Annotated in this window: 13 protein-coding genes, 1 tRNA gene and 2 pseudogenes; 5 read left to right on the forward strand and 11 right to left on the reverse strand. The window is 66.5% G+C overall.

The annotated features are described in order from the left end of the window. Nucleotides 1-14 precede the first annotated feature (14 nt). The 4 genes from ACFQVC_RS29635 to ACFQVC_RS29650 all read right to left on the reverse strand — a co-directional run bounded on the left by ACFQVC_RS29635 (nucleotide 15) and on the right by ACFQVC_RS29650 (nucleotide 3,709). A complete protein-coding gene (locus ACFQVC_RS29635) occupies nucleotides 15-1,217 on the reverse strand; it encodes an MFS transporter (RefSeq protein WP_381836291.1) in 1,203 nt (400 codons plus the stop codon). A 49-nt stretch (nucleotides 1,218-1,266) separates the two neighbouring features. Then, a complete protein-coding gene (gene trpM, locus ACFQVC_RS29640) occupies nucleotides 1,267-1,464 on the reverse strand; it encodes a tryptophan biosynthesis modulator TrpM (protein WP_381836293.1) in 198 nt (65 codons plus the stop codon). Between the two features lie 362 nt (nucleotides 1,465-1,826). Beyond that, nucleotides 1,827-2,411 carry a hypothetical protein gene (locus tag ACFQVC_RS29645; RefSeq protein ID WP_381836295.1) on the reverse strand — a complete coding sequence of 195 codons (585 nt, stop codon included), beginning with the start codon at nucleotides 2,409-2,411 and terminating at the stop codon, nucleotides 1,827-1,829. Nucleotides 2,412-2,878: 467 nt separating this feature from the next. Continuing rightward, a complete protein-coding gene (locus tag ACFQVC_RS29650; RefSeq protein ID WP_381836454.1) occupies nucleotides 2,879-3,709 on the reverse strand; it encodes a hypothetical protein in 831 nt (276 codons plus the stop codon). 139 nt (nucleotides 3,710-3,848) lie between these two features. Here ACFQVC_RS29650 and ACFQVC_RS29655 point away from each other — a divergent pair, with 139 nt between their 5' ends. From ACFQVC_RS29655 to ACFQVC_RS29670, 4 genes are all read left to right on the forward strand, one after another. Beyond that, the gene (locus ACFQVC_RS29655; protein WP_381836297.1) at nucleotides 3,849-4,241 is read left to right on the forward strand and encodes a CPCC family cysteine-rich protein; all 393 of its coding nucleotides are present in this window, start codon (nucleotides 3,849-3,851) and stop codon (nucleotides 4,239-4,241) included. Between the two features lie 28 nt (nucleotides 4,242-4,269). Further along, complete coding sequence (locus tag ACFQVC_RS29660) at nucleotides 4,270-5,010, forward strand: HEAT repeat domain-containing protein (RefSeq protein WP_381836299.1); 741 nt, start codon at nucleotides 4,270-4,272, stop codon at nucleotides 5,008-5,010. 10 nt (nucleotides 5,011-5,020) lie between these two features. Continuing rightward, nucleotides 5,021-5,566 (forward strand): Imm21 family immunity protein, encoded by a 546-nt coding sequence (locus ACFQVC_RS29665; RefSeq protein ID WP_381836301.1) that lies wholly within the window; start codon nucleotides 5,021-5,023, stop codon nucleotides 5,564-5,566. A gap of 106 nt (nucleotides 5,567-5,672) precedes the next feature. Next, nucleotides 5,673-6,212 carry a DUF6000 family protein gene (locus tag ACFQVC_RS29670; protein ID WP_381836456.1) on the forward strand — a complete coding sequence of 180 codons (540 nt, stop codon included), beginning with the start codon at nucleotides 5,673-5,675 and terminating at the stop codon, nucleotides 6,210-6,212. Between the two features lie 103 nt (nucleotides 6,213-6,315). Here the strand turns inward: ACFQVC_RS29670 and ACFQVC_RS29675 are convergent, their stop codons facing one another. From ACFQVC_RS29675 to ACFQVC_RS29700, 6 genes and pseudogenes are all read right to left on the reverse strand, one after another. Continuing rightward, nucleotides 6,316-7,323, reverse strand: coding sequence for a hypothetical protein (locus tag ACFQVC_RS29675; RefSeq protein ID WP_381836303.1), 1,008 nt, complete (start codon nucleotides 7,321-7,323; stop codon nucleotides 6,316-6,318). A gap of 318 nt (nucleotides 7,324-7,641) precedes the next feature. Then, a complete protein-coding gene (locus ACFQVC_RS29680) occupies nucleotides 7,642-9,441 on the reverse strand; it encodes a hypothetical protein (protein WP_381836305.1) in 1,800 nt (599 codons plus the stop codon). Between the two features lie 126 nt (nucleotides 9,442-9,567). Then, nucleotides 9,568-10,656, reverse strand: a complete 1,089-nt coding sequence (locus tag ACFQVC_RS29685) for a helix-turn-helix domain-containing protein (protein WP_381836306.1) — start codon at nucleotides 10,654-10,656, stop codon at nucleotides 9,568-9,570. A gap of 32 nt (nucleotides 10,657-10,688) precedes the next feature. Beyond that, nucleotides 10,689-11,324, reverse strand: coding sequence for a hypothetical protein (locus ACFQVC_RS29690; protein ID WP_381836308.1), 636 nt, complete (start codon nucleotides 11,322-11,324; stop codon nucleotides 10,689-10,691). 119 nt (nucleotides 11,325-11,443) lie between these two features. Next, nucleotides 11,444-11,980, reverse strand: a complete 537-nt coding sequence (locus ACFQVC_RS29695; RefSeq protein WP_381836310.1) for an NUDIX domain-containing protein — start codon at nucleotides 11,978-11,980, stop codon at nucleotides 11,444-11,446. Between the two features lies 1 nt (nucleotide 11,981). Beyond that, a pseudogene (locus ACFQVC_RS29700) lies at nucleotides 11,982-13,253 on the reverse strand (tetratricopeptide repeat protein); the annotation flags it as partial. A gap of 3 nt (nucleotides 13,254-13,256) precedes the next feature. On the opposite strand from ACFQVC_RS29700, the pseudogene ACFQVC_RS29705 reads away from it, so the two are divergent. After that, nucleotides 13,257-13,871, forward strand: a pseudogene (locus ACFQVC_RS29705) (site-specific integrase); the annotation flags it as partial. A 143-nt stretch (nucleotides 13,872-14,014) separates the two neighbouring features. Here the strand turns inward: ACFQVC_RS29705 and ACFQVC_RS29710 are convergent. Next, nucleotides 14,015-14,088 (reverse strand) — tRNA-Thr (locus ACFQVC_RS29710). Between the last annotated feature and the right edge of the window lie 154 nt (nucleotides 14,089-14,242).

Consider the following 14,242-nt stretch of genomic DNA (forward strand, 5'->3'; position numbering starts at 1 on the left):
GCCCCCCTACGGTCTCAGCCCGCTCGTCGACGTCCCGAGGGGAAGGCGTGCGTGCGGGCGACCACCACAATGATCAGCACCGGGACGAGGAGCAGCAGGGAGCTGTGCGGGAAGGAGGCCGGGCCGAAGGCGGCGAGGAGGATCCCGCCGAGGGCGCCGCCGCCGGCGATGGAGGAGTTGCAGACGGTGACGTACAGGGCCTGGGCCTGGTCGCCGCCGGCATCGGCGACCGCGGTCTGCAAGAGGGTGGCGATGCCGCCGCAGGCCAGACCCCACAGGGCGGTGGCCGCGTAGACCGCGGCGGGGGTGTCCGCCAGGGTGGCCAGGAGAGTCGATGCGGTCAGGAACAGGGTGACGCTGGTGATGGTCAGGGTGCGCAGGTGACGGTCGACCAGGGCGCCGGCGGCGAGGATGCTGGCCACGGAGGCCGCGCCGAAGACGAGCAGCACACTCTCGCGGGAGGCGCCCATGCCGTGTGCGTCGAGGAAGGTGGCAACGTAGGTGTAGAGGATGTTGTGGGCCAGCATGAAGGCGGCTGCCGTGAACAGGACCGGCAGGACCCCGGGGAGCCGAAGCGCCTGCAGGATGGGTTGGCGCTGTTCGGGGGGTCGTCCCGCGAAGTCGGGCAGCACGGCGGACATCCAGCCCAGCAGGGCCAGGGTGATCAGGGTGACCAGGAGGAAGGTGCTCCTCCAGCCGATCCGGGAGCCGAGCAGGGTACCCAGGGGGATGCCCAGCGACAGGGCGAGCGGGATGCCGGCCAGGGCGACGGCGGCGGCCCGGCCCCGCAGGTGGGGCGGTGCCAGGCGGCGGGCGTAGACGACGAGTTCGGACCAGACCACGGCGGCGGCGATGCCCGCGACCAGGCGCAGTCCCATGGTCACCAGGTAGCAGGAGGAGGCGGCCGTGGCGGTGTTGGCAAGGGCGAAGACCGCCACCGCAGCCAGCATCAACCTCTTGCGCCGCCAGGCGGCCATGGCCCTGGCCAGCGGAATGGCCGAGAGACCGGTGGCGAGGGCGTAGATGGTCAGGGACTGGCCCATCGCAGACTCGCTCACGGAGAGGTCGCGGGCCATCTCCGGTAGGACTCCGGCGGGCAGGGCCTCGGTGAGCACGGTCATGAAGGCCGCCAGGGCCAGCGCCAGTAGCGGGGACAGGGGGAGTCTTCCCTGGTCCTTTGCCTGCTCGGAACGGGGAGGGAGTGCAGTGGTGGGCATCGGGCAGCGGTCCAGGTGAACGTAGGCGGGCGGCGCGGACCGCCTCCGCTCACCGAAGGAAGGTCACACCCACACCCACACGTGGGAAGGGCAGATCGGCATACGGCGCGGGAAGCCATCGCATCCCGTTCACCTGGCCGCGCTCGGAACCGATCACGTACCGCACCCGGCGGCCGTGCACCCGACGCGCCGGAGCCCGGCAGCCGCGCGGGCGGCAACCAGGAGCGAGACGGGCGGCGATGGGCATGATCGAAGGCTAGCCAGGCTCGCATCGGTCCGGCCAGGAGCAGATGTCCCGTATCCACCAGGGCACAGGTCCCGCTCCACGGACACGACCCCTTGTCCGATTGCTCACCTGCCCCGGAGCGCGGACCGCCACCCACGGCCAGGGTGAGTGCGGCCCTCAACGATCACGCCACGACTCTGACCTGCTACTTCAAGATGGGGCAGCTCAATGAGCGACGGCAGGAGCGGAAACAGGCCCGTACCTTCGCATCGGGCGGTGGAGCTGCCTTCGAAGGTCACAGCCACCGAGGCCAGCCGGGCCGACACACCTTCGCTACTCGGCTTGTTCACGCAGACCGCGAGCAAGCGCGGCATGGTGGCGCATCACCGGCACGGTGCCGGCGTCCACATTTCCCTCTGGCCGTGCTCCTCGCCACAAGGACACAGGCTCCACTCCTCGGACTCGATCCGGTCGGCAGTGGTGTCCACCAGTGCCGCCACCTCGTCGAGCACCCCTACCGGGATCTCGGCAGCACCCTCGGCGTAACGCTTCACCAGTGCGGCACCGAGCTCGGTGGCAAGGTCCAGCAAGTGTGCCGAGGCTGCTCCGTCGCCGTTGACCCCGGCGTACTTGCCGGCCTGCGATGCGGCCATGACCAGGTGCCCCACAGCCTCGACGGGGACGCCAACCGTGCGGTCGTCGACTCGAACCGGGCGCATGGCGTGCGGGCCTGACACCCCATGCTCCTCTTCGGCCGCCGCCATGATGATCTCGGCCACGGCCTCCGGGGTGACCAGATGGACGGCCTCCTCAAGGTCTACGCCCACTTGCCCAGCCATGACCTCCACGCAGTGCGTCGCCACGCCGTGCACCGACGTGGGCTCGACCTCGACACCGTGCGTCAGCAGCACGGCGCTCGTCTGCGCCACCAGCGCCTTGACAGGGAGCGTGTCCATCGGCTCTGCCACAACCTTCACCCCTAGAAGGACGGATTGGAGCACCTCCACAAAACCGATGCTCCACGTGGGAAACCCGCCGAAGCCCGCTCGGCCCGCAGCGCGATTGCCTCCGCCGCGCACCCCGGCACTCCCATTGCGCTCACGCGCTCCCCTCGCGCTCCCCTTGGATCTCCCGGCACGAACGGAGGCGCCGTCCTCGGCGCCAGAACACCCCAGACATGAAAAAGCCCCAGGTCACGGCGAGTGAGTCCTGGGGCTGATCCGAGCCGCCTTCGGGATTCGAACCCGAGACCTACGCATTACGAGGGCCTGAAAGATCGTGACGGGTGGTGCCGTGGTTGCGTGCTGGGTCTTGTCTTGCCTGGTCAGGAGCGTGGTGCTGCTCCCGCTCGTGCCGCGTGATCCAACGTGTGCTGCCCCGTCCGCTCACGCAGCGCTCACGCAACTGATGAGGCTCCGTGACGGTCGGCGCTGGTTCAGGTACCGCTCGCTCGGGCCGAACGGGGCAGGGCGCGCAGGGCCGGTAGCCGGGCGCAGTCTTCTGCTCCGGCCAGGCCCTCGCCCAGGGCCATGAGGGAGAGGATCCGTACTGGCCGGCCGACCGTGGCAGCGGCCTCCAGTTTGTGGTGGCCGTCGAGAAGGAAGTGGGTGAGGCCCCAGTGCTGGTAGTGGTCGATCGGCATCCCGGTGGCGGGTTCGCACACGTCGAGCGTGGAGATCGCCACCGCCGTGGGGGCTGTTCCCTGCCCCATGAGCGTGACGTATTCCTCGACGCGCTCTCTCTCGTTCCACGTCGGGGGGACCATGGGCACGACGAATTCGTAGAGGTGAGTGTCCGCGTCGACGGTGGTCTCGAAGGTCCGGTAGTACGGGGTGTGCGGGTACTCCGGGAGGCCCCAGAACTGATCGATACCCCATGTGCTTACCTGCTCGCCGCTGAAGTAGTCGCCTTCTTTGCCGGGGACGATCAGGCGGGGTTCCACCTCGAGGAGCAGCGGTAGGTACTCGCCCTGCGGCAGCAGCATGCCGAACGCGTCGATCACTCCACAGGCGTCCGGATCGTCCAACGCGTTGGTGAGCCGTTCCTGCACGTCCTCCAGGGACAGCTTCTCGCGCGCGCCTTCCAGCCGACGGAACAGGAACGGGCACGTTCCGCAGTAGAAGCTGAGCTCGAAGGCAGGCTCATCGTCGACCATGAGCAAGCGGCGCCGTGGCCCGCCGCCGATCTCGTGCAATTCGGTGTCGAAGCGCAACCGGGCCTCGGGCGCAGGGACGCCGAGGCTGCGCGGGGCGCCCGCTTGGATCATCACGGATCGACCGTACGGGACGCTGCAGACCGGCTCCACCGACTAATGAGCGCCCTTCTGGCCGATCGGCCAGCCAACGGGGGTGGCCAGCTCGGAAACCCAGTGGTGAGGCGAGCGAGCTCCCGTCCACACTGCACCGATGAGCAGCCCTTACCCGTGTCCGTGCTGTGGGCATCGCGTTCTCGACCGCATGCCCGGCTTCTACGAGATCTGTCCCGTCTGCTTCTGGGAAGACGACGGTGTTCAGTTCCGCTGGCCGACTGTGGCCGGCGGAGCCAACAAGACCTCGCTCATCGAAGCCCAGCGCAACTACCAGGACTTCGGCGCCTGCGACCGGCAAGGCTTGGCCCATGTCCGTCTGCCGGCCGAGGACGAACCGCTCGATCCGACTTGGCGCCCCATTGATCCGGCCCGCGATTCCTTCGAGGACTGGGACGCAGAGGAGCGGGCCCCATGGCCCGACGACCGCTCGGTGCTGTGCTGGTGGCTGCCGACCTTCTGGCGTCGCGACATCGCGCCTCACGCAGACTGAGCCCACACCCACCCGAGAGGCACCCCGCATGGCATCCCACATTGAAGCCCTCGTCCAGCAGATGGATGGCCCTGCTGACGAGTCCATGGATGCCCGCGCCGAGCTGATCCACATCGGGCGCCCCGCCATCCCCGTCATCATCGACGGCCTGCCCTCTCTCGGCGCCTTCGGCCAGCTGACTGCCATCGAGGTCTTCGAAGAAGTCCGAGACGTCCGCTGCGGGCATGCGCTGATCGCTCTGTTGGCCAGTGAGAACAGCACGGTCCGGGAGTGGGCGGCGCTCGCGCTCGGGGACCTGGGCATCTGCGAGGCGGTCGAGCCGCTGTGGGGTGCGTACCGCGCCTGCGTGGAGCGGACGACGCCGCCGGACTGGAGCGAGCCGGGTGGCATCCGCTGGGCTCTGACGGAACTCGGCGCCCGCAATCCGGTCCTGCCTTCGTTCACGGCCGGCCTGCGCACCACGATGGTCGGCGACGTGCCCGGGTGGCCGTCGGTCCATTACCGCGAGATCGTGAACGACTTCGCGGACCATGAACAGGCCGTCCTCTGCTGTCAGTTCTGGAAGATCGAGGGGGACAGCATCTACCGGATATCCGGTCCCAAGGCGGACTGGGAACTCGACTGGACTGCGCCTTGGCCAGAGCTGGTCGAGTCCGCCCGCGAATGGGCACTGCTCGAAGCCACCGAAGCCCCTGCTGCTCACGACGTCGTCGTCACCATCGAATGGATCGACCACACCGACCTACATCCATGGGTGATCGCCGACTAGCCTTCCCGGCATGTCTGATGCCACTGTGCACAAGCCGCTGCTGTGGGTCGAGTCCGGCGGCGGTCCGCTGGTCATCGTGTCCGAATCCGCCTTGGGTACCTGGCGGACGGGTACGGAAGCTGCGAGCGCAGACGAGTCCAGCGACTGGGGCGACTACGACCGGGCCTGCCAGGTCGACGAGTACATCGGCACCCTGCACGTAGGGGACGCCGAGGCCCTGGTACTGGCCGACAGCCCTGACTCCACGACCTTCCTGCCGAACCGCATGCTGTTCATCCGGTGGGGCGGGGCCGACTCCGAGAACGACATCCTCGCCGCACTCGACTCCGCGCTCGACGTGGCCGAATGGGAATCCCCGGTGCAGTGGACGGTCCCCGCCGGCCCGGTCGTCCTCTTCGACGCTGCCTGGTCCGGCACCGACCTGCCTGACCACCAGCCGGACAACCACCTGTCCATCGACCTGCCCTCCGGCACTTACGTGGCCGAGTACGCGAACGTCGAGCCGAACCCGCGCACCTCGTTCGGCCTCGTCCGACTCACGCCGCACGCTGGGTGACGGGCATGCCGATTCAGCACCCCGGCGACATCGGATTCGGGTACGTCATCGAGCGATACGTCACGACCGGGCGCGGCCGTTCCGCCCCCTCGGACGCTACGGCGAGATACTCAGCGGCCACTACATCCGCAAGGAAGGAGCCGCTCGCAAGCGATTCGTGCGCGCCATGGTCCACGACGCCGCCACGATCACGAACGATGAACTGGCCGCGCTCTTCGGCTTCGAGTGGCGGGCCCGCCTCACCGCGTCCTGGCTGGTCGGCGTTGCCCGGCGCCACGAGTTCCGCCAGCAGATCGCCGATCTGCTGCTCGCCAGCGAACTCACCTACGCAGGACGGGGATACTGCTTCGCCCTGGCACGCCTCGGTACACACGAGGACGCAGAGATCCTCACCGCGTACCTGGACCGCTATCTGCCGCAGCTCGATCTCCGCTACGACCAACCTGACGCACTTGGCGCACTGCTGCGCCTCGACGCCCAGCTCGGCACCGAACACGCTGCCAGATTCACGCCTCCCGACGGCCCATGGGAGCGTTGGGTCAACGCCCTCCCACACCTTCGCGAGCAGCCGGGCTATACACCTGCCGATCAGTGCCGATGGACCGATACCCAGTGCGACTTCGCCAGCGGATGGTCTCTCGCGTGACACCTCCTATGTGCTCGCGGAGATCAGCGGACCCAATAGTCCCTGACATGCCGCAACCGCCGCCGGCGTTGCGAAGGGCGCACCGCGCGGGCTGCCTCAAGGCTCATTCGGTGAGGCGTGAAGTGACCACGAACGTCGTCCCCTCAAGCGGGTTCCCCACACTCGTCTGACCCCACGCCTTGAGTGCTGCTGGCTCCGAACAAACCCTGGACAGAAGCTTGGTGACGTCATCGGTGCGAGGAGCCGCGGGCAGCCTGCATCGCAGGAGTGGCTCACCGGTGGCGCTGGTGTACTCCTCTTCCCCCTCCTCCTCGGGATCATCGGGAACCCACCGGCACACATCAATGTGCCAGGCGCCCATACCCTCGCCCCCCGGATCCGGCGCGGAGACCGTCAGGAAGTGGTGATCCGCGTCGTACGGCTCGGCGAAGATCTGGGGGTACTCGAGCGAGAACATCCCGTCGTCCGCCTGTGCAGCTGACCACTGGTCGAAGGCGGTGACCAGGAGCCGCAGCTCCGAAACTGCCGCTTCCCGTTCCCCGCGGGTGATTCCTTCCTCAAGACGGTCCAAGTCTTGCCGTGCTTCGCGCGTCAGAAGATGCATACCGCCGCGGTAGGGAACGAACGGGAAATCAGAATCCCAGGAACGCTGGTTCTCCTCAGGCACAGGCACTGCTTCCGAGTACTCAGCGAGCGCGTCGCGCAGCTCGCGTTCCTCTGCCTCCAGCTCCGCGTCGATCGCGATACGGATCGGAGCGGGTGCGGCGGCGACGGCCTCGTCCAAGTCGACCAGCGCCTGGTGAAGATCAAGGCAGACCCACTCGTACCAGAGGCTGTGCGTGCCTTTGAGGAGCCCGGCGCGCGCTGCTCGGTCGGTGAGTGCCGCCAGATGTTCAGTGGGGTACCTGGCTACTCGCTTCCGTCGCTCGTCAAACAGTCCCAGGGGAACTGTGGCGAGTGCGGAGATCCGATTGAGTGCGTCGACGATCGGTGCCGCGAGACGCGCGGAGCCTAGGCTCGTCACAGTCGACGAAACTGTGTCGTCTCCGCGTTGGTAGACCGCCAGGATCTGTGTCTTCCCACGGTTCGCGTGTTGACAGTAGATGGTCATGCAGACGCCTTTCGGCCGCGGAGGCTGAAGCCCCGGCGGCGGAAGAGGTGAAGAGGTTACGGAAAGAGGCGGTGGCGAGGGCGCGTTCCGACGCTCCATGCCTCGAAGAGATCAGCGGTGGTTCAGGTCCTATCCCGAACTCCTTGCTCACGGGCAGGCTATCCACCCCACGTGGCCCCTGACAACCGCCGAGCGGATCCCCTTCCGCTGCCGCGCTGTTGGAGTCTCAGTCCCGAGGTCACGCGATGCGAGTCGCGCACAGGTACTCGAAAGTTGGCACGGAGAACGCACACATGTGCAACACCTCCCTCCTACTGACTACTCACACTCATGCCCTGCGGCGATCCAAAGCACTTGCGATCCAAGGCGATGAAGATCGTCTCTGTGCCTTTCGCTCTCATCTTCATCGGCCGGCTCCAAGTCGGGCAGTTCCTCTCTGATGATGGCCGCGATCTCCTCCGTGGGAAACCACGTTGGAAGCTCAGCGATCTGACAGGAAACCCCGGAATGCTCCCAGGTCCTTGAGTCGCGCTGCTCGCTCCACTGCGCTACGCCACCAAGCATCAAATGCAGCAACTCCGAATCGCCTTCGATCGCATCAGCCAATACCTGTCGCACTGTCGCTGCGCTGCTGATTTCGGCTGAAGCGGCGAGTAGTAGGCGTGAGTGAAACCGGTTGTCTACCCACACGTCAGGCGTCTGCCAGGATTCGGCTCGAAGAGCCTTCGCTGCCTCCTCCATTGCCTCGGCCTGCAATGTGTGGCGTTCGGAATCCTTTGCGGTCAACATGAGATGGCGAAGAAGGGATACGGCGCATGCAAGAGGTCGTTGCTCCGTGGCCTGATGAATCAGTGCCCGGTACGTCTCATCGTCGGCATTGCGGGCTACCTTTGCAGCGCGTCGAGCCGTCGCGTCCAGTCCAACCGTGAGCGTCGATGGGACATGAGGTAGATCTACTACGCGTTGCATTGCTTCCACTAGCCGGCTGTACAACTCGGCGTCATAATCCCGATGAGTGGCTCTCGCCCATGGTCCCGCTGCATCCAGCAGTTCACAGTGTTCCCTCACAGCACGTTGCTGTTCCATCTCAACAGGCGCAGAAACAGGCGCCTCAGGCTCCGGAGGGTTGGATGCGTCATCGCCACGCCACGCTGCGCTGAGCTGCCGCGACGCGTGCTGCAACTTGGCAATCGCCTCGGGCAATACATCGTCATCCTTGGATGGTGGTCTTCCAGGCCAACGGCCAGAGGCAGACAACAGTTTCCCGGACTGTCTCTCGACCCAGTCGCACCAGGGCGCCAGCCGTTTGTCAGCTGCAGAAACTGCGTGGAGTTCCGCTACGAGATTGATGACCAGCGGCTCCAGGGTGGCCACGCTCTCGGCGAGGGCTGATTCCAGAGCGTCGTGGTATGGCTTCGCCTCCATGTGGGACGGCTCCACCGGACGGCGCTCACCATTGGCGTCATAAGCGGGTATCGACCTCGTTGTGCGGTCGCGCAACGCCTGCCATGCCTGGGCTGCATCACGTGGGAGACGCCTCTTCTGATGAGCCGTAGAAGCCAACTGTCCGACACATCGAGCTGCCGCCAAGACCGTCTTCGCGCCAGCCGTCGCAATGCCCACCTGCCGCGAGTCGAAGGAAGCGACGGCCACTTCCTCCGCCTCAACATCACTTAGCGGCCAGGACCGACCTATCTCGGCATACTCGTCAAGCTGTGCCGTCTTCCACCGCCGCAGCAACTCCGCGGGAAAGTGCTCCGGTGTGTCATCTACCTCGGTGGCATGATCGAAACAGAGCAACAGCAGGTTGCCTGCGCCGCGGTTCTGCTCTTCCGGCATGTCTGGGTCCCAGCGCGGTCCCCCTTCGCTGCGCGCATGGATGTGTGCCACGTGACTGTTGAGGAGAAGTTCGCCCGTCTCGTTGTTCTGGCGGTACAGGGGTCGCGAGCATGCAGGCTCGGCGCATCGAAATGCCGTCCCGTAGAGCTTCTTTACCGTTCCCGCAGTCGGCGTGCGGTGGTTCACGATCGGGCTGTGCTGCCCGGAGTCTGCGCTTGTCACCCGGAACATTGTCGCCGACGAGAGGCCCTCACGTATCAGTAAAGGCAGGAACGGCACCGATCGAGGGTAGTAACTGAACACTCGGAGACGTCATTGGTCAGCATGCGTTCAGACGGGTCGATGATGTCCAGCCTGCAGCGAGACGCCCTCGCTCACTAACGCGGCATGCGTGCCTGACGGTTATCAGCCGTGGACGAGCCGCAGTCCCGGACGCGGTGAATCAGAGACCTGCCCGCCACCTTGAACACCGATCGGCACGAGGCCAAAGACATAGTCATTGAGGTCCTCGGGATGGATTCCCATCTGACTTGCAATCTCGGCGGGATGCATACCTCTGTCCCGCAGAGCGTCGAAGACCTTGGCTAGGAGCTGGCTGCTCTCACGGGCCATGAGGGACTGGGGCTCACCGCTGCGGTAGCCCATCTGCGCAAGCTTCTTGACCGTCTGCCCGTGCTTCCACTCGGAGAGAAGACCCAAGTCCCGCAGACGATAGGCAAGCGCCATGGCCGATACTCCCCAGCGTCGTTTGGCGCTCAGGATCCGGTCCACCGAAGCATCGGCCAGTCGCTGAGCGACAATGCCTGCTTTAGGCATGAGGAAGGCGGAAGCGAAGGCGTTGGCCTCTGGTTCGGCCGCACGGCCCCCTGGGAGCCGGTACTCGGAATGCAGTACGAGGTGCCCCAACTCGTGGGCAGCGTCGAATCGTCCCCGCTCGCCCGTCTTGCGGGTGTTCAGGAAGATGTAGGGGGTGCCAGCATGCGTAGTCGAAAAGGCATCGGCGTCAAGGCAGTCCGGTGCCAGAGAGAACACTCGTACGCCGTTGGCTTCTAGGAGATGGACGAGGTTGGGCACGGGTGCCTCGCCTAGCCCCCACGCAGCTCTGACCTGCTCAGCGGCCTGCTCAGTTGGTAGGTGGGGGTAGGTAGGAACGTTTGGGGCGGGTAGACGGAACCTCTCTTGCAGCCACGCGTTGAGGCTGGCAGCGATGGCACCGGAACTGAGCGTGGCGTCCCGCTCCAGGGCGCTCATCTTCGTTGGCGCACGGAAGCTGACGGCGTCCAATTGCATCTCTGGTGCCGGCGGCGCTCGGAAGAACGCGATGGGAAGGTCGAGAATGTCCGCCAGGATGGACAGCGTCTCCGCGGATGGCGTCTTCCGATGCTTCTCGAAGGCGTTGATGCTCTGTGCGGAGAGCCCAGAGGACGCCGCCAAGGCTGCCTGGGTCATGCGCCGCCGCTTGCGCGCGAGGACCAGTCGCTCCGGCGTGAACACGTGCCTCAACTCCCATATCTTGCTCCGACCAGCTAATTCTCTCCCAAGAACTCCACGACGACCTCCGGGCCCTCGTCGTCGCCAGGATCATCAAGCGAGATGTCGAAGCCCGGGTCGTCTAAGGGCGGCAGGCTGATCGGTATGCGCGTGAGCCACTCGTCGACGTACTTGCCCTTCATTTTCACTGGCAACGACAGCTCGGCGAGGATCTCCCCCTCAGCGCGCTTGTAGAGGAGGCACCAGGTCGGGATCTGGTCCAGCTCAACCCCGTACAGCAGCTCGTCTCGCGATACGAACGAGAGCTGTACGTTCTTCTCCACCATGCGTGCCATCGCGGGGCCCTTGGGGTTCTTGGACCTCACGGGCTTCTTCAGGTTGGCGACACCGCCCTCAGCGCTGATCGCCGTAATGGCGTGAGTCCGCTCGGGGTGGATCACCCGCAAGATGCTGTCTCGAGACGTGCGCCCCCAGCTGTCAGGCACGAGGATCTCGGCCAGGTAGCGGTTCACCCGGCTCCAGAAAATGAACCCTCGTGCAGCAGGAGCATCAAAGTCCGTGCAGCCGCGTACGTCCTCGACAGCCATGCCTAAGGCCAAGGTGAACAGATCTTCTGACACGCCGAGTTCGGCCAGCTGCCGCGCGTGCTGTTGGGGGTCGAGCTGCGCCAAGGTTCGTTCCCTCCAAGCGACTTGAGTTTCAGAAATCGTACCTCAATCGAGGTTCGATTTCTGAAACTACCGCGATCGTACGTACGTTCCCTCGGCCGGGGCAAGAGTGCGCGGCTGCACTAATCCCAGCCATCGAGCGAGACTTGAGGGCCCCCGGTCAGGTAGCAGCGCAGAGCACTGGCGGTGGTATCAACGAACTCCTCGGGGATCGAGTCTGCTTCGACCCACCGGACCTGGGCGTGCTTGCGAGGCTCACGGTTTGCCGGTTCGCCCGTCCACTCCTCAGCCGCGAAGACGACGGTGAGGAAGCCGTTGGGTGCTTCAACTCCCCATGCCCCGTGGATGATGTGGGCGATCCTGAGGGACTCGGGCTTCACGGTTAGGCCGGTCTCTTCGTAGAGCTCGCGCACCGCAGTCTCCGTGACGGGCTCGCCCGGCTCGCTCTTGCCGACCGGCAGGTCCCACATCCCTTGGGCGAACTTTGCGTTCTCGCTGCGCTGGAGCAGGACGACGCGATCAGTGGCCTTGTCGTGGACGATGACGGCGGCGACCAGCAGGGTCATGGATTCGAGTGCGGGCTTGAGGGCTTTCGGCTGCTGGGCGTCGGTTGTCGGCTGAGCCACGATGGTCCCTTCGTCGACCGGGTTGTTGGGCATGTTAGGCGAGCGCTTCGCGTGCGCGGCGTGTGAGTTCGGCGGCTCCTGGGACACCTCGGCGCTGGTAGACCGCGAGGGTGGATCTGAGCGACGTGATCGCCTTGCGGGTGCGGTCGGAGGTCATGCCCTCCATGAGGGTCAGAGCCTGGCTCCAGGCGGCGACGGCTTCGTCGGCGCGGGCCCGGGCGGCCAGGCTGTCGCCGAGGTCGGCGTACGTGAGGGCGTGGACGCGCTTGTACTTCTCCGGGTCCCAGCGGGTGAGGGCGTCGCGGTGTTGCTGCTCGGTGCCGACGTGGTCGGCGAGGTCGGTCAGGGTGCGGGCGGTGTGGCTGGCCACGGTGCCGGCGGCCGGGCCGCTGACGCGGGAGTAGCTGGGCTGAGGGCCGTCGTCGCGGAGCAGGGCGTCCTCGGCGGCGAGCAGGGCGCGGGCGGCGGAAGGCTTTTCTCCGGAGGCGGCGTATGCGCGGGCGTGGGTGATGTGGAGCAGGGCTTCGGTCTGGCCGTCGACGTGGCCGATCCCGTTTGCGAGGGCTGCCTGGGCGAGGTCGATGCAGTGGTCGGGCTGCTTGAGGCTGAGGGCCTGGTGGGCGAGGGCGCGCATCATCCAGGCGGCGTGGCCTCGTGGGTCCGCCTCACAGGCGAGTTGGTACCCGACCTGGTAGTAGCGCTGGGCGGCGCCTTCCTGGCCAAGGTCGTGGTGCTTCCAGCCTGCCAGGTAGGCGAGTTCGGCCACCGCGCCGAAGGCGGTCCGGCGTAAGGCTTCGGTGGGGAAGCGGGCGCGGAGCATGGGTGCTGCGGTGTCGGCCAGGTAGGCGGTGACGGTGGTCAGTCCGTGGCCGCCGCCCAGGCGCTCGTCGGCTGCGCTGAACGCGGCGGTGATGTGGCGTACGACGTCTACATCTTCGGCGCCGACCAGCATGCGGCCGGTGCGTGCGCGGAGCATGCGGGCGGTCGCCTCGTGCTCGTAGGCAAGAGGCATCGCTACGCCGGCTGTGGTGAACGCGGCGATGGCGAGGAAGCGTCTGCGCTCAACATCCGCTCGCCCCAAGTCTGTTGCAGCGATCACTGGGTCGGTCTCGTCCGCCGTGTCCTCGGCGGCTCGCAGTCCGATCTCGCTCTGCGTGACGGTGCGTCTGGTACGACGGGACAGCGCCTCGGCGAGGTAGCGGCCGACTTGTCCGGTGGGCTGGCGAGTGCCGTTGACCCAGTGCGAGATGGCTGACTTGTTGGTCTGCAGTAGATCGCCGTTCTCCGCGGCGATTCGGCGGACGTCCCCCACTCCCTCACCGTCTCCGCCCAGCTCGTGCAGGACGGCTGGGAGGTCGAGGCATCCGACCCGAAGACGGACAGCGGCTACCGCGTGGTGGCGCTCGACGACGACACGGTCGACGTCTTGAAGCGGCACCGCGAGCGGCAGGACAAAGCCCGCGCAGAGTGGGGCTCGGCCTGGGTCAAGACCGGCCACGTCTTCACCCAGGAAGACGGCTCCTGGCTCCACCCCGGCAAGGTGACCGACCTCTTCGAGCGCCTCGCCGCCGCCTCCGGCCTCCCGCCGATCCGACTGCACGACCTGCGCCACGGCGCGGCCACCCTCATGCTGGCCGCCGACATCGACATCAAGATCGTGTCGGACACCCTCGGGCACAGCGACACCCGCATCACGCGGGACATCTACCAGAGCGTTCTGCCCCAGGTCGGCAAGAGCGCCGCCGAAGCCACCGCCAAGCTGGTCCCGCTTCAGCGCAAGACCGAGGCGGAAAAAGCGGCCCGCAAGGCGGCGAAGAAGGCGAAAGCCAAGGCTGGCAAGGGCAACGGTCGCAAGCCGAAGGGCAGGGCGAACGCTCACGCCGAAGCCGCGAAGAAGGCCAAGCGCCGGAAGCCCAAGAAGTAGGTTCCTGTGCGCTCCGCTCACGCATCGCTCACGCAAGCAAAGTCGCGGCGCCCCAGCCGCGCGGCGCCCCAGCCGCGTGGCGCCGCATGCCCCGAGCAACACAAAACCCCAGGTCACGGGCTATGCGACCTGGGGTTTCTCCGAGCCGCCTTCGGGATTCGAACCCGAGACCTACGCATTACGAGTGCGTTGCTCTGGCCATCTGAGCTAAGGCGGCAAGCTACGGAGATGACGTCTCTTCCGCGCAGGAAGAGGTTCGCATCAGCAGCGCCGCCAAGTCTACAGGGTTAATCGGGGTGCCCCTGACCAGCCCCCGGCCCGCCCGGACAGCCCCCGATCAGCCCGCGGCCCCGCCCCCCGGACCGGCCGTC

It is taken from the genome of Streptomyces monticola (assembly GCF_042665355.1).
GTDB classification, from domain to species: domain Bacteria; phylum Actinomycetota; class Actinomycetes; order Streptomycetales; family Streptomycetaceae; genus Streptomyces; species Streptomyces monticola.

What these genes read in the sequence shown, in the direction of transcription:
- ACFQVC_RS29665 (WP_381836301.1), top strand. Translation starts at nt 5,021, where the DNA reads ATGTCTGATGCCACTGTGCACAAGCCGCTGCTGTGGGTCGAGTCCGGC.
- trpM (WP_381836293.1), bottom strand. Translation starts at nt 1,464, where the DNA reads ATGCCCATCGCCGCCCGTCTCGCTCCTGGTTGCCGCCCGCGCGGCTGC.
- ACFQVC_RS29675 (WP_381836303.1), bottom strand. Translation starts at nt 7,323, where the DNA reads ATGACCATCTACTGTCAACACGCGAACCGTGGGAAGACACAGATCCTG.
- ACFQVC_RS29650 (WP_381836454.1), bottom strand. Translation starts at nt 3,709, where the DNA reads ATGATCCAAGCGGGCGCCCCGCGCAGCCTCGGCGTCCCTGCGCCCGAG.
- ACFQVC_RS29660 (WP_381836299.1), top strand. Translation starts at nt 4,270, where the DNA reads ATGGCATCCCACATTGAAGCCCTCGTCCAGCAGATGGATGGCCCTGCT.
- ACFQVC_RS29655 (WP_381836297.1), top strand. Translation starts at nt 3,849, where the DNA reads ATGAGCAGCCCTTACCCGTGTCCGTGCTGTGGGCATCGCGTTCTCGAC.
- ACFQVC_RS29695 (WP_381836310.1), bottom strand. Translation starts at nt 11,980, where the DNA reads ATGCCCAACAACCCGGTCGACGAAGGGACCATCGTGGCTCAGCCGACA.
- ACFQVC_RS29635 (WP_381836291.1), bottom strand. Translation starts at nt 1,217, where the DNA reads ATGCCCACCACTGCACTCCCTCCCCGTTCCGAGCAGGCAAAGGACCAG.